The sequence below is a fragment of the Bradyrhizobium sp. UFLA06-06 genome (genome assembly GCF_054820065.1).
This window is the reverse complement of sequence record NZ_JADFUD010000016.1, coordinates 1-13222: the sequence shown is the minus strand read 5'-3', so window position 1 is coordinate 13222 and position 13222 is coordinate 1. Positions and strand designations below refer to the sequence as shown.

The following is a 13222-nucleotide window of genomic DNA, read 5'->3' as shown; positions in this document are numbered from 1 at the left end:
CTTCGGTCACGAGCACGGCCTTGCCCTCAATATCACGTCGCGCTGCCGCAAGATCCTGCTCCAGCCGGGCGGACCGCTCGCGCTCCTTTTGCAGGTCCGCCGCACCGCTCTTCTCCGCCGCCTTCAGCCGGGACGCTTCCTCGTCTGCTTTCGTCACCAGGGCCGTCTTGGTCGCGACATCGCGCCGCGCTGCCGCAAGATCCTGCTCCAGCCGGTCGGCCCGCGCCGCTTGCAGTGAGTTCTGCAACTCCGCCGCTCCGCTTTCCCGTTCCCGCTTCAGTCGGGCGGTTTCCTCGCTTGCTTTCGCCGCCAGCGCGGTCTGCGTCTCGACATCGCTGCGGGCGGCCGCAAGATCCTGCTCCAGCCGCACGAGTCGCTCACGTTCGTCCGGTGTGGATTTGCGAACCGAAGCTGCGCCGCTCTCGGCCGCCTGCCTGAGCTCCGCCGCTTCTTCACCGGCTTTGCGGGCCTGCGCCTCGAAGGCGTAGATCGTGCTTCGGGTCTGGGAAAGCTCCTGTGCCAGCGCATCGGCCTTGGCACGCGATTCCCGCAGCTCGGCGGCCCCGGCCTCCACCGTCCGCTTCTGCCGCAGGGCTTCATCGGCCGCCTTTGCCGCCAGTGCGGTCTGGGCCTCGACGTCACGCCGCGCGACCGCGAGATCCTGCTCCAGCCTTGCGGACCGCTCTCGCTCCTTTTGCAGGGAGCCCTGCGACTCGGCCGCTCCGCTTTCGCTTTCCTGCTTCAGTCGGGAAGCCTCCTCACCTGCTTTGGTCGCCAGCGCGGCCTGGGTCTCGACCTTGCTGCGGGCAGCCGCGAGATCCCACTCCAGCCGCGCGAACCGCTCACCTTCGTCGGGTGTGAATTTGCTGACCGAAGCCGTGCAGCTTGCAACCGCCTGCCTGAGCTCCGTCGCTTCGTCTCCGGATTTGCGGGCTTGGGCTTCGTATGCATAGATCGAGCTCCGCGACAGGGAGAGGTCTTGCGCCAGCGCCTCGGCTCGTTCGCGTGATTGCCTGAGCTCGGCAGCTCCGACGTCCGCTGCTTGCTTCTGCCGCAGAGCTTCTTGCTTTGTCGTTGTCGCCAGCGCCATCTGGGTCTCGACATCGCGCCGCGCTGCCGCCAAATCCTGCTCCAGCTGCGCGCTCCGCTCGTGCTCCCTTTGCAGGGACGACTGCAGCTCCGTAGCGCCGCTTTCACGCATCCCTTTCAGCCGGGAGACCTCCTCGCCTGCCTTTGCCGCCAGCGCAGTCTGGGTCTCGACGTTGCGGCGCGATGCCTCGAGATCCTGCTCGAGCCGTGCGGACCGCTCGCGCTCCCCTTGCAGATCTGCCACGCCGCCTTCCGCCGCTGCTTTCAGCCGAGACGCTTCCTCACCCGCCCTTGTCGCCAGCACGGTCTGGGTTTCGACATCACGCCGCGCTGCCGCCAGATCCCGCTCCAGGTGCTCCGCCCGCTCACGCGTCTCTTGCAGGGAGTTCAGCAACTCCGCGCCGCCCTGCGCGGCCTGCTTCTCTTCGGCCGCCTTGTCCGTCAACGCGGCCCGGGCCTCGATATCGCGGCGCGCCGCGGCGAGACTCTGCTCCAGCGACTCGGCCCGATAGCGCTCCTGCTCGAGACGCTGCAGCAACTCGATGTCACGTCTGGCATTCGTCAGTTCGCAGGAGAGCGACTCCGCCCAGTTGTATTCCCGTTTCGAAGCCTGCCCGGTGTCGCCGACTGTCGCTTGGGCAAGCTGCACCGGTCTGTCGTTGCCGCCTCGACCCGGCGGCAAGGCTTCGGGAGCGCCGTTCCTTGCCGCTTCGATGAAACCGGGACTACGGGCAGCCGCCGAATGCTGCGGTTGCGTCGAAGGGCGGGCCGGATCCGGGGACGCCCGTGTTTCCGTCGTGCACGCCATTGCGAGCACGGCAGCAGTCGTCCACAACAGCGCGGACCGTCCCGCCTTGGGCAGCAGCCGGCGCGACGAATCTGCGATGTCGCAGCCGGCAACTGCCTTGTCCTTGAGGATAACCGGACCCATCCGCAATCACCTGCCGCACGGCGACACAAGCTGTTGAGGTGCGGTATTATGCGCCGTACCGCAGCGCGAAGCCTACAGCCCGCATGGAGGACCCCACCCACCCCTTTCGGGTTAGGCCACAGGTCACGGCTTCACATAGGACCAGCCCTTCTCCTGCAGTTCCATCACGCGCACGACGCCTGACTTCACCACCTCCGCCTGGCGAACGATCGGGATGTCCTTGTTCTCGGCCTTGTGCATTTTTTCCTGGGTATTGCCGCAGGCCTTGAACGAGACCTCCGGCGTGCTCAGCGCCATTTCCTCGAGACGGGCTTTCACCGGCGACGTGTCGTCGCGCAGCATGTGGAGGCCAGGCCCGAAGGTGACCACCTCGATCTTCACCTTCTCGCCGAGATCCTTGTAGTATTGCGCAACGTTGACTGCGTTGTTGAGCGCGAGATTCATGGCTGCGGGATCGTTCGTGTTCACCTGCAGGATCAGGTTGTGCGACTTGGTGTTGGATGGGAGCCGGGCGTTGGCGTTGAGAGGAGACCGTTCCCCCTTGTGGGTGGTCGCCTTGCGCGAGACATGAACCCTTTGGACCTTTTCTGAAACGTGCCGATAGTCCGCAGTGGGATTCGTTGTTGTCGGTGTCCAATACCGTCCGCCGCCTTGCTCCGCCGCAGCGTATGAAGCAGACAGCAGCACCGTTGCGGCTCCGATCATGGTTACCTTCGCAATTTGCTGAAACACGCGCATGGATGCCTCTCCTGTTAAAGACACGTCATTCAAATCTCTAACCGTTGGGTTTTGCGGTCGGTTGTGGCCACCTGCACGCAGCGGTGATCTTCGCGCGCACCACATCCATCCCGCCCAACGGGAACACCGCATCCAGCGCCGGTCCGGTACGGGGTGCGAGGTGAATATTGAGACCTCCGCCGTCCGGAAGGGACTGCAGCAAGCGAATCACGTCGCCACCGAACGCAACGCCGATCCCGGACGCAGGCACGGCTGCCGCGACCTGCTGCGGCGGACCGTCGTTGATTCGGTAGGAAATCGCATATCCATCGCCGCGACCGGACACGCGGGATCCGGCGACGATCAGTTCGCTCCGCCCGCCATGGCAGCGAATCGAGAGCGTCATTCCGCTTTCGCCAGCACCGTCGCGCGATGACGTCGTGGCGGTGGCGACCGGTGAATAGTCGAGCGGTGAAGTCGTCAGGCTGACGACCCAGCTGCTAGCCTGGCTCGCCTGGGGCAGCGCTGACGCCCGCGGCGTCTTCTCGGCGCACTCCGGCCGTTCGGAACGCTCCTTGGCGGAGCAATCGCGGAGCTGAGCGATCTGACGAAATCCTGCCGCCTGCGCCGAAGCGATGCCGCTTGCGAGCAAGACTCCAGCCACCGCGCAGGTCGCCGCGCGTCTCATTGCGATGGATTTGCGGCGGTGCGCGGCCCGCGATCGAGCCACGCCTGCGCCGCGGGGAAGCGCGTCAGACCGGGAACGGTCGCGGCGAGATTGATCGTCTTCCACTTTTGGTCGAAGCCCGGCTGCTGCAGCTTGTCGATCCGCGAGAACAGATACTCCACGAAGCGCTCGAGGCGCTCATAGCGGTTCGATTTGGCCGGAAAGTTGAAAGCCACCAGAGCGGTCGGCACTGCGATAGTCGTGACGCGCTCGCCCTGCTTGATGAGATTGGGATACTCCGTGGCCTCGAGCGAGGCGGGAAGATAAAAGTCTTCGAACCTCCTGTCATAGGGAACAGGCAGGAACTTGAACCCCGGCTCCCAGCGGCCGCGCACGAAAGCATCCACCGGCTTCGAGGTGATGAAGACGACCGCGGCCATCTCGCCCTTGCGCATCTGCTCGAGCGCGACCTGATGAGGAATGAAGGTTTTTTCCACATCGAGGCCAAGGCGGCTGAAGATCAGCGGCCCCGAATAGGCCGCCGCAGTACCCAGATTATTGAAGTTCACCTTCTTGCCGGCGAGATCGCTCAGGCTTTGGATCTCGGGACGAACGAAGATATGCAGTTCGGACGGAAACAGGTTCAGCACGAAAGCCAGCCGTTGCTGGATATCCGGCACCTGGCTCTTGTATTCCTCGAGCACGTCGGAATTGATGATGGCGGCATCGATGCCGCGCAAATACAGCAGGGAGTTCACATTCTCCGTCGGCCCGCGCGTCACGACCGGCAACACATGCAGCTTGTCGCCATCGTCTACGACGCGGGCGATTTCCGCCGCGAGACGAATGGGCGCGCCCTCGAGCAGGCCCCCGGCGAGGCCGACCGTCCAGGCATTCATCGTCACCTGCGGCTTTTGCGGCGGTGGCTCACGTCGCAATTGACGCGCTGCAGCAGGTTGCGCCTGTGCATCCACGTTGGACAGCGGAACGGTCGCGAGCAGCGGAATCAGCAGCGCCAGCATGCGCAACGGGTGCAATTCACTTTTTGCGGTCTGTCCCATGGGATCTCCGCCCTCGCCGATCGGTCATTTTGTCGTAGTTTCATGCAGTTCATCGGCGCGCGCCATTTCTCCGCATGGGGGAGCCCCCTACCCCTTCCGGATTATCCACTGTGCCTGCCCCAATGCCGCAAGCAGCGGGGGATCACAGGGTGGAACATCACCGGCACCATACTGACGGCAGGCGCCGGAAACCCTGCCTGACCGAGGTTGCGGGTTTCCTCATTCAGCGCGCAAGGCCAGCACCGCGACGTCGGCTTGCGACAAGCGTGACGGCAGATTCGCGGCGTCGACACGCGATCGGGACCGCTTCAATGGTGGCGCCTTGGTACGTTTGGCGATCTCACGGCCGATGCTTCCGAACCCGACAATCAGCCAACGCGTCTGCGCGATTTAGCGAAATCCCGCCGTTCCCACTGATGCGCCTGCTGATGGGCTGCTTGTTCGGCGATGGGATGCAAGTGACTGAGCGTATGGATGGTCCCGTATTCGGCCATCGCCGGCGCCGAGGCGCTGGAGCTCGTCACGGTGAGGCCCGGACGGACCAAAAACAGCAACGGCAGGAAGAACCCGGCTGCCGGTATCATCAGAAACGCGCAAAAGCCGCGCCATCGTGATCCGGCTGTTGCACGCTCCGTGATACGGCGAACGAGTGGCGTTGTTCCGAGACATTTCAGCAGCCGCGGCAGATATTCTTTATCTTGGCAGCTGTCCGAGCTTCTTCTACTGCAAACGGGTCTTTGTATGGAGGCCGCCCGGCGTCGCTTTCAACGATTGCGGGCTTTTCCAATTTCGGAGGATAGGCTGCGTCGTAGCAGGCCAGGCGTGCGGTCGCGCCTCCGATGGCGCGACAGTCCGGCCCCTTAGCGATGGCGCTTTGCACGCACGTAGACAAAACTATTACGGCAATAATGCTTCGCATCGAATTTCCTTTGCGCATATGGTCGCTTGACGCACGGATATGAAACCAAAATCTGCTTCCAGGAAGGCCACGTCGACCCGACACCTCGCAAGAAGAGCCAACGGGCATCATGTTACTTGTACTGTTGCAGGCTCCTGCATTGATCGCTGCGTCACCATCTCGCTAAAATCGAGTTAGCTGCCATGCTCCGATCTTTCGGCTCGGCGCCGCCGCAACTGTCCTGATCTTTGTCGACTCAGGCAGAGAGCCCGCCAGTCTTCATTGCCGAAGAAGCAATGACGCAAAACAGATATCAAGGCATCGAATCGAATTCAGCAGGCACCCTACCTGCTCGAAAGAACACAGTCGGCTGGTCGTCGTAATCACCCGTCTCGGGATCCGAGCTTGTCGAGAAGGCAACGACGCCTGCCTTACTCATGGCAAGCCTTTCGGCAGTTCGACGCGCACTTTCCCCGCTCCGGCACGCAATTGGCGTACCGGCCTTTAACTGATCGCCTTTCGCAGGGTCAAAGGATTGAACGAGAAAATGCGTCTGGCGCGGCATCATGACCGCTTTTCAGCACTGTGGTCCGACCAGCTACGCATTTCTTGATGCGTCGTTTCGGTCCGACCAATTGAGCTCCGATTGAGGGCACCTACGCCGCCCCCGGTGCCTCCGCTTCGTTGGCGCGCAGAATCGAGCCGGCGTTATCCCGACCCCATGAAGCGCGAACGGCAATCTCGGAGCGCGTGATCCTTCCCGGCTTGCTTGTACGCTCGTCAACTCTTTGTTGCTGCGTTTGCGAGCTCCGTTTCGATCCCGGTGGCACAAGCCTTGGCAAACGAGTAATCCATGCTCGTGGATGCCACATTCTTCACGAATTCTCTGACGACGTTCTCTTTAGAGTAAATGCTTGCCGCCTTGAATTTGGCGAGAGCGCCGTCCGCGGCTGTGAACTGAGCGACGCAAATCGGTACCAGAACGGACATCCGGCCGCTGGTCTCCGCTGTGGTGCGCATGATTCTGGCGCCTTCCTCCGTGACCCAACCGCCCCAGATAAATCCAATCGCCATGGTTGCCACCGCGCCGAACGCGATCCCTTGAAGGAAGCGGGTCCGTGCCTCGCCTTGCAGGATTGCAGGAATTTTCATGAAGGTCGCCTTTCTTGAGCGCGCGCAGAGACGCGCCTGCGACGCTGACGCTCCGTGATAAACACAATGTTATGATTGCGCCTTCCGATGGCACGTGAGCTGCTGCTACGACGACTGGCGGCGACTTCGGAAGTCGCTGCTTTATGGGCAGCTTCGAGGTGAGCAATTTGCCAACCCGTATTCGGACGCTATATGGCTGGCTTGATGGTGTAAAGGGCGTTCTGTTCTGCGGCGGACTGCGCACGCAGATTGTCACTCGTGACAAGAACGCCACTGGTAGCGTTCTGCGTACGAACGGCGCGCCATGATTTCCTTGGGGTGGTCCTTCACGCTGCGACCGGCGTGACTTGAAACTGCGCAAGCGTTAATCGAACGTCGCATAATTCTGGGGCGAACTGCCGGAGAGGGATTGCGACGATTGGCCCCGCTTTGCGACGCACGATGTGGCATGGCCCGTCACCGTCGGTCAGCGACGGCCATCCCGACGAAATCCTCCTCGGCAGCGTGCAATTCGCGAGGAATGGTCATGGCCGCTTGTCGTTCTTTCGCGGGAGTGACGTCACGGTATTAACACCTGACATTTCGAGCACTGAAAGCTGCTGGTCTCCGGATCGATGCAGGCAAAGCCGACCGGCACATGGTCGGCGCGGGTAGCGGTGTCCCCCCTCGTATAGGCGTAGCCGTCCGCCTGTGAGAGCCGTGCCACGTCCAGCCTCCCACAACGTGGACACTCAATATCGACGGTCCATTCGTCGCGCGTGGTCATTCGCGGCTTTTGGGGACAGAACCACGCGACCCCAACTCATCGGCCTGGCCAGAATCAATGAATTCCAGAGCCTGCGCCTTGGTGGCGAAGGTGATGAGTCCATTGCCGACTACACCACCCTCGAGGAGTTCGGCCACTGCGTAGTTGCCGCCAATGGAGGGGCAAGTCGTCCAACCGATGCGGTTCTTCATTCGTCGAGTATGCGCCGCGGCCGGTCAACATGCCAGACCGAACCTCACCACAATCGAACTGACATCGTCTAAGATTGAGGAATGCTTGGAAGTCGGCTAGCTTGGCAACCATCACCAGATCCGATCTGGGCATTTTCCGGTGACAGAGAGACGCTACAGCGCTCCCGCCTATTCGGGAGCAATCGCATGCGTAGGTACTTTTTCGATCAGCGCGAAGGTGATGAGATGATCCCCGACGAACAGGGGATAGATCTCGTTTCACTGGAGGCTATGCAACACGAAGCAACCTTCGCGCTGGCACACTTGGCCAAGGATGAAGCTCGACGCTGCATTATCGATGCTCCTGCACGCCGTCTTGCAATCAACGTTCGTGACGAAGATGGACCGGTCTTGCGGGCGACGTTCACCTTCGAGATTAGACGTTTCCAGTGAGGCCCCATATCCCCCTCTCGCTCGGCGCGAGAGGTCGACCACCGCCCGATGTGGCTGCACAATAGAGCCCTCACAGTAGTCAAAAGCAGCAAAAAACAGTGGGGCGACGCTCCTCGTGTTTGGCGGGAGCGCACTTAACTCTCAGTGACCGGTGGATGCCGACGAATGGGCGGTTATGGGGCATCATGACGCGTCCGCCGGGGGAATAGCGAGCGCTTGAGGCGTCCCGGCCGCGCGACATCGGACCGCGAGAAAGCGGTAGCTAATGCCGTCGAAAGAGCGCATGGTTGCTTATATGGGCGAGCCGACACCGGCGCCCGAGCGTTGGCAAAAGGCGGGCGTACATGAAAACTCGCTCGCGACGGGAAGTCGTCACCTTCAAGCATTCGTTCCAGATCAGGGGCATCGATCACCCTCTGCCCGCCGGACGCTACGAAGTCATCACAGACGAGGAGATGATCGAAGGGCTTTCCTTCGCGTCTTATCGCCGCGTTGCGACCATGATGATCGTGCCGGCAGCCTCGCACGGCGCCAGGATGGAGATGTTTTCCATCGGTCCGGTCGACCTGGCGGATGCAGGACGGATCGACGCGAGCATGCCAGATGAGTGACGAACCGCTCGATCTGGATAAACACCGCGGGATTGTAGCGCAGAAAGCAACGGAAATCCGCCGCGCAACGACGGATGTCGAGAGCCGTGCGCGGGAGCTGCGCGAACGGCAAAGCGTGCTGGAAAACGGACTAATGTCGGTCGCTGCGACCTCATGGCCGGAAGCGGCCGCCAAGGCACGGTACGTGCTGAACATCTACGCTGCGAGCCTGTCGCCAGACGACACAAGGCATCGCGATCTCGTCGCGGCGATTCTGGCGGATTTCGTCCGGCTCGATGGGCAGGGCTGAAGCTGTGCCGGCTTCAGCCAACGGCAACGGGTTTAGTCGCATGGCACTTGAACAAGCTTGTTTCACCAGTTTCGAATACGACCGCATGATCGTCCAGTTCTCGATGCGCGACGGCGCGAAGGTCGTCCCCTGCGCGATCTCGACCTCCGCGATGGATGAGCTAGAAGGGGCAGGACGCGCACCATCGAGCGAGCGCGAAGCGCAGTTCATGCGACTGCGAGAGCGCATTGAAGCCCGCGCCACCGTCAAATACATGGCGGGCGAGTTCGAAGGTGTGCCCGCCGGCATCATCCTAAGAAGCATCGACTTCAGGAAGCAGTAAGAGTCGCGGGCCACCGAGGTCGCGAAAAACAAGGGAGACCACGCTTGAAGGGCGACATAGTCAACAGTGATGGCGTACACGTCGCCGTGGTGATCGATACCGCTATTTTCGACCTTAAGGGCCGGAAGCTTTACGATCTGAAGGGCAGCAGGATTTATCGGCTCTCGGGTGAACTGGTGGGTCACCTCAACGAAACCGGCGGCTCCTTAAGACGGCTCGACAAGTCGACAGACAGTTTGTTCTAGCAATTTCCGTATGGGAGGCGTCGTCGCAGGAACCGGAATGACACCAGGACGTTTGACGAAGGCGGCGAAAGATCGTGAATCGTAAGGCCGCCGCCGGCGACGGACGAACACACCGAGGCCTAAGCCGAAGTCGTGTCTCCCGAGACTTTCTCATAATTTAGGGAGGATCGAGTGCCAGGGATGATTAGAGACCGAGGCTTCGGACGCCAGGGCTCTACCGCCGCGGCGCGAGAAGCCAACAAGATATTCCGAAAAGTGGAGGCCGCGCCGAGCGAGCATGCCAAAGCCGACAAAGCGTTCCAGGCCAACCGCGAGCGTCTCAAAGCTGAGCGATTGGCGCGAGAATCCGAGCGTCCCGTCAAACCGCCAACAAGGCCCGCTAGATGACGTCGCATCATCGCGAAGCGAGGCAGGCGATCGTTCGCGAATGGGACCACTGGATCAGGACGCAGCCGCTTGATGGAAAAGCCTGCGCACGCGACGCGCGGCGGTTTTTCCTCGAGATCAAAGCCAGGCGCGAGCCAACATTACTGGATTTTCGGTCAGGCGCCGATGACAAATGGCAGATCGTCCATCAATGGTTCATGGCGGAGCGATTGATCTCAAACTAAGACACCGCTTTCTTTGCTGTACTCTTGCTAGAGGTGGCGACAGAACTGCACGAATACAAGACTTTCACGGCGGCAGCACAACGGGATGAATGCGCACTGCTCGATCAGGACTATGCGACGCCGCGTTTGCTCCAAGTCTTCGCTGCGCACAGACTTTAGGATCGCGACCAACACAAGCCCGTTTAGTGCTCGCTATTGGCCAGCCACAAGCGTAGGGTGGCTGGCATCACCGTATCATCAACGGCATCGACCGGTGACTGAGGGTCACGTGCGCTCCCGCCAATGGACCAGCAGGAGCGTTCGATGACGCGTTTTCGTGCCTCGGAATGGATCGTTCCGCCGGTAATCGTGCCGCTGTTTCTTCTGCTTCTCGTATGTGCTGCGGCCATCCTCAACGGCTAGGACAGTTCTCTTGGCCCGCTTGGTGACAGGGAGAACCTATCACGGCAAACGCCACTTTCGACGCAGTCGCGGCAAGACCGTTGTGATGCGCCTTGCGCGAACTGGGCACGAGGGCAACGTGTGCGTCCGCATCGTTACGTCGCCCGCGACGCTTATTGCAGCCGAATGGGCTGGAAGAACTCAGACCCCAATTGGAGATAGACATCATGGCCAAAGGACAGCAACGCGGCAATCGCGAAGCCAAGAAACCGAAGAAGGAAAAAGCAAAGGTGATTGCAGCGGCGCCCAGCCGCAAAGAGGCAGGCTGGCAGCCGGACTTCGGTCCTGCAAAGAAGAAGTAAGCAGAGGTTGAAGCTTTAGCTCGATGGCTTCCAAGATCCCGAGCGAGTGGCGCTGGCAGTAGCTCGTCAATTCCCTCTATCGGTCCTGGAAAGTCATTTTCGTCATCACGAGCGGCACAACGCCGTCAGGCGTTGAAGCGATCGCTGACGGGCACTGAGCTTCTCCTTGATGCATATCGTCGGCAGTACTGAGGACTACAGGCGCTTCCGCCTCCTAGCTGGAGACTCTCCATGTGCGAGAAGTGCATCGAACTCGACAAGAGAATCGAGCATTACCAAAAGCTCTCAAGCTGCGTAACCGACCAGACCGCGCAAGAGGGAATCCGCTTTCTTATTGCAAAGTACTGCGCGGACAAGAAAGCGATACATCCGGATCAGGGATGAAGCCGGCTTCAGCTGCCGACGAGGCAATGGCCGCCAGGCTGCATAGTTTTGCGACCAAAGGCTGACGGCCGAGCGATCGAAGAGTATCCGGCCGCCTCCACGATACCGTCTTAGCCGCTGCCGAAACCCCGAAGTTCGTGCCGCTTCCGACCCGGCGGCGTGTTGGCGCATTAGAGATCGCAGCCCTCACCGTGACGATCCCACGAAAGGTCGTCGTACAGGGAGGATTTCGCATGTACGACAACGCAAGTTGCTTGCCGAGGCATGCAAAGGTTCGCGAAATGCGCTCGGAGAAGCGAAGGCCTACGGCGCTGGCGCAAAGCGCTTGCAAAGGTGGCGTTCCGCCGCCATTGAGGGCTCGAAATCGTAGTTTTGCGTGCCAAATCGCGCGATGGCGGAGAGAGTGGGATTCGAACCCACGGTACGGTTTCCCGCACACACGCTTTCCAAGCGTGCGCCTTAAGCCACTCGGCCATCTCTCCGGGAGGCCCTCTCTTGAAGGGCTGAGGCGGATTTTGCAAGTGAGCGCGGGCCGGGAGCGCGAAATTTCCACAACGGATTGAAAACATTGGGTAAATTGATAGCGATGACGGCAGCGCGCCGTCGCCTTGCGCGCGGCCGCGCGCGATTTTGGCCGGTGGTCGGTCAGGGACCGGCGCAAATCAATGGATGCATCCGATCAGCCCGCCTCTTCGTCATTCCGGAGGCTTGCCGCAGGCGCGCGCCCGGAATCTATTGGGCCGCGTCGCTCCTGGAAGAACGGATGCCGGATTCTCGCTTTCGCGAGCCCCATCGCGAGAACGCGAAGTTATGACCACTGGCCGCGGGTGCTGTCCGGTATTTAAGCCCCCGTGTCCTAAGTTGATTTTCGGAGTGTCCTAATTCGGATTAAGCGAACGGAAACCGTAGCTTGGCCGATGTTCTCGGTAGGACCACTGAGTCGCGCGGCGGATGTTCTACCCATAGCAATCGTTATGGTCCGCCAACTGTTCTTCCTCCACAGAGGAGAAGTGTTACCGGGGTTCTCCGTGGGTGAGCGGAGTTCCAGTCACCCCCTTGCTGCCCGGGCGAACTCTACAGGAACGCATCCAATGCCGCCCCCGTTATCTCCGTATCACCGGCAACTACACCGCGCGTCGGTGACAGAGAGACCAGTTTGCGCTCCCGCCTTTCACGGATTGGGAGCGTGTCATGTGCGAAAAGTGTGTCGAACTGGACGGCAAGATCGAGCATTTAAAGGCGCTGTCCATCCATGTCACCGACGAGTTTACCTTGGCGGGGATGGCCCTTCTGACCAAACATTATGAAGATCAGAAGCGCGAATTGCACCCCGAACAGAAATAAGCCGCCTCAGTTGGCGGCCTTATCCAAATCAATCTTCAACTCGACCGGTTCGTCCATATCGCCGTCGCCATCATAGATCTGCGAGACGTTCATTGCGAACGTCCGAAACCAGCGCACCCGTTGTGCAGCAGGCCAACCTTTTTCAGCGGCGGGAATCTTCTTGAGAAGAGCGATCAGCAAAGGGTCCAAATCAAGTGACGTTCCCTCTCCATTGCCTCCGCCGGTGCCGCCAGTCCCGCCACTAAATGGCTTCTCAAAGAAGCCGGATCGCCACGCCGCAGCCGTGAGCCTGAGCATCGAATCGCTGCGACGTACGACGTGAATCCCGGTCGCGTGAATGAGGTGCTGAAAGGCTCTCGACATCGCGGCAGTCGAGAAGCGGCGCTATCTCGCAAGTCAGCTTGAACTACGAAGCCCGGCGCGAGCCGGGCTTTTTCTTGGCCCAAAGAAACGACCCCAGCGAGGGGCACGCTGAGGCCGCAACATAGGCAAATGCCGCCCCGGTCGAAGCGTTCTAATACGACCCATGACGCCGGAAGAGATGCGAGCGATGGCAGAGCAGTGTGATGAGGTGGCCTTGAAGCTACTCACTCCCGAGCGTGCAATTGTCAGGAACGTCGCAGACCAATGGCGTATGCTGGCGGACCAATCCGAGATGCTACGTAAAGAGTGGCAATCAATCAGGTCTTCCAGCTAAAGCGTGATGGCATTAAGTTCGATAGCCTGAATTTTTGAGGTAGTTGGCACATTCCTCGGAGGTGAAGGCGTC

The 13222-nt window shown here is 60.7% G+C and carries 17 protein-coding genes and 1 tRNA gene; 8 read left to right on the top strand and 10 right to left on the bottom strand.

The window, feature by feature from the left end; genetic code table 11:
* The 8 genes from IF803_RS16010 to IF803_RS15975 all read right to left on the bottom strand — a co-directional run.
* On the bottom strand, window positions 1-2020 hold a 2020-nt coding region (locus tag IF803_RS16010; RefSeq protein WP_461192739.1), incomplete at its 3' end, for a coiled-coil domain-containing protein.
* 123 nt (window positions 2021-2143) lie between these two features.
* Window positions 2144-2758: a DsrE family protein gene (locus IF803_RS16005; RefSeq protein WP_461192738.1), complete on the bottom strand. Its 615-nt coding sequence runs from the start codon at window positions 2756-2758 to the stop codon at window positions 2144-2146.
* Between the two features lie 37 nt (window positions 2759-2795).
* Window positions 2796-3389, bottom strand: a complete 594-nt coding sequence (locus IF803_RS16000) for a hypothetical protein (protein ID WP_461192737.1) — start codon at window positions 3387-3389, stop codon at window positions 2796-2798.
* A 32-nt stretch (window positions 3390-3421) separates the two neighbouring features.
* A complete protein-coding gene (locus IF803_RS15995) occupies window positions 3422-4426 on the bottom strand; it encodes a TAXI family TRAP transporter solute-binding subunit (RefSeq protein ID WP_461192736.1) in 1005 nt (334 codons plus the stop codon).
* A gap of 407 nt (window positions 4427-4833) precedes the next feature.
* Window positions 4834-5049, bottom strand: coding sequence for a hypothetical protein (locus IF803_RS15990; RefSeq protein ID WP_028341571.1), 216 nt, complete (start codon window positions 5047-5049; stop codon window positions 4834-4836).
* A gap of 1094 nt (window positions 5050-6143) precedes the next feature.
* Window positions 6144-6515: a hypothetical protein gene (locus tag IF803_RS15985; protein ID WP_028341572.1), complete on the bottom strand. Its 372-nt coding sequence runs from the start codon at window positions 6513-6515 to the stop codon at window positions 6144-6146.
* Between the two features lie 559 nt (window positions 6516-7074).
* Window positions 7075-7221: a hypothetical protein gene (locus IF803_RS15980; protein ID WP_461192735.1), complete on the bottom strand. Its 147-nt coding sequence runs from the start codon at window positions 7219-7221 to the stop codon at window positions 7075-7077.
* A gap of 56 nt (window positions 7222-7277) precedes the next feature.
* Entirely contained in the window at window positions 7278-7472 is a 195-nt protein-coding gene (locus IF803_RS15975) for a hypothetical protein (RefSeq protein WP_461192734.1), read from the bottom strand.
* A 186-nt stretch (window positions 7473-7658) separates the two neighbouring features.
* Between IF803_RS15975 and IF803_RS15970 the strand changes: the two genes are divergently transcribed.
* The 7 genes from IF803_RS15970 to IF803_RS15940 all read left to right on the top strand — a co-directional run bounded on the left by IF803_RS15970 (window position 7659) and on the right by IF803_RS15940 (window position 10725).
* Entirely contained in the window at window positions 7659-7904 is a 246-nt protein-coding gene (locus IF803_RS15970; protein WP_461192733.1) for a DUF6894 family protein, read from the top strand.
* 344 nt (window positions 7905-8248) lie between these two features.
* On the top strand, window positions 8249-8515 hold the full coding sequence (locus IF803_RS15965; RefSeq protein WP_461192732.1) for a hypothetical protein: 267 nt from the start codon (window positions 8249-8251) through the stop codon (window positions 8513-8515).
* Complete coding sequence (locus tag IF803_RS15960) at window positions 8508-8804, top strand: hypothetical protein (RefSeq protein ID WP_461192807.1); 297 nt, start codon at window positions 8508-8510, stop codon at window positions 8802-8804. Before IF803_RS15965 ends, IF803_RS15960 begins: the two co-directional genes overlap by 8 nt.
* A 40-nt stretch (window positions 8805-8844) precedes the next feature.
* On the top strand, window positions 8845-9126 hold the full coding sequence (locus IF803_RS15955; protein ID WP_028341576.1) for a DUF1488 family protein: 282 nt from the start codon (window positions 8845-8847) through the stop codon (window positions 9124-9126).
* Window positions 9127-9170: 44 nt separating this feature from the next.
* A complete protein-coding gene (locus IF803_RS15950) occupies window positions 9171-9371 on the top strand; it encodes a hypothetical protein (RefSeq protein ID WP_028341577.1) in 201 nt (66 codons plus the stop codon).
* Window positions 9372-9754: 383 nt separating this feature from the next.
* Window positions 9755-9982 (top strand): hypothetical protein, encoded by a 228-nt coding sequence (locus IF803_RS15945; protein ID WP_461192731.1) that lies wholly within the window; start codon window positions 9755-9757, stop codon window positions 9980-9982.
* A 608-nt stretch (window positions 9983-10590) separates the two neighbouring features.
* Window positions 10591-10725: a hypothetical protein gene (locus tag IF803_RS15940; protein WP_259245075.1), complete on the top strand. Its 135-nt coding sequence runs from the start codon at window positions 10591-10593 to the stop codon at window positions 10723-10725.
* Window positions 10726-11501: 776 nt separating this feature from the next.
* Here the strand turns inward: IF803_RS15940 and IF803_RS15935 are convergent.
* Window positions 11502-11591, bottom strand: a tRNA-Ser gene (locus IF803_RS15935).
* A 709-nt stretch (window positions 11592-12300) separates the two neighbouring features.
* On the opposite strand from IF803_RS15935, the gene IF803_RS15930 reads away from it, so the two are divergent.
* On the top strand, window positions 12301-12453 hold the full coding sequence (locus IF803_RS15930; RefSeq protein ID WP_304498217.1) for a hypothetical protein: 153 nt from the start codon (window positions 12301-12303) through the stop codon (window positions 12451-12453).
* A 6-nt stretch (window positions 12454-12459) separates the two neighbouring features.
* On the opposite strand, the gene IF803_RS15925 is transcribed toward IF803_RS15930, so the two are convergent.
* Complete coding sequence (locus IF803_RS15925) at window positions 12460-12816, bottom strand: hypothetical protein (protein ID WP_461192730.1); 357 nt, start codon at window positions 12814-12816, stop codon at window positions 12460-12462.
* Window positions 12817-13222 lie beyond the last annotated feature (406 nt).

Coding starts and splice junctions, on each gene's coding strand:
- IF803_RS15990 (WP_028341571.1), bottom strand. CDS start 5,049: ATGATACCGGCAGCCGGGTTCTTCCTGCCGTTGCTGTTTTTGGTCCGT.
- IF803_RS15975 (WP_461192734.1), bottom strand. CDS start 7,472: ATGAAGAACCGCATCGGTTGGACGACTTGCCCCTCCATTGGCGGCAAC.
- IF803_RS16005 (WP_461192738.1), bottom strand. CDS start 2,758: ATGCGCGTGTTTCAGCAAATTGCGAAGGTAACCATGATCGGAGCCGCA.
- IF803_RS15945 (WP_461192731.1), top strand. CDS start 9,755: ATGACGTCGCATCATCGCGAAGCGAGGCAGGCGATCGTTCGCGAATGG.
- IF803_RS15940 (WP_259245075.1), top strand. CDS start 10,591: ATGGCCAAAGGACAGCAACGCGGCAATCGCGAAGCCAAGAAACCGAAG.
- IF803_RS15995 (WP_461192736.1), bottom strand. CDS start 4,426: ATGCTGGCGCTGCTGATTCCGCTGCTCGCGACCGTTCCGCTGTCCAAC.
- IF803_RS15985 (WP_028341572.1), bottom strand. CDS start 6,515: ATGAAAATTCCTGCAATCCTGCAAGGCGAGGCACGGACCCGCTTCCTT.
- IF803_RS15955 (WP_028341576.1), top strand. CDS start 8,845: ATGGCACTTGAACAAGCTTGTTTCACCAGTTTCGAATACGACCGCATG.
- IF803_RS15965 (WP_461192732.1), top strand. CDS start 8,249: ATGAAAACTCGCTCGCGACGGGAAGTCGTCACCTTCAAGCATTCGTTC.
- IF803_RS15970 (WP_461192733.1), top strand. CDS start 7,659: ATGCGTAGGTACTTTTTCGATCAGCGCGAAGGTGATGAGATGATCCCC.
- IF803_RS15925 (WP_461192730.1), bottom strand. CDS start 12,816: ATGTCGAGAGCCTTTCAGCACCTCATTCACGCGACCGGGATTCACGTC.
- IF803_RS15960 (WP_461192807.1), top strand. CDS start 8,508: ATGAGTGACGAACCGCTCGATCTGGATAAACACCGCGGGATTGTAGCG.
- IF803_RS15930 (WP_304498217.1), top strand. CDS start 12,301: ATGTGCGAAAAGTGTGTCGAACTGGACGGCAAGATCGAGCATTTAAAG.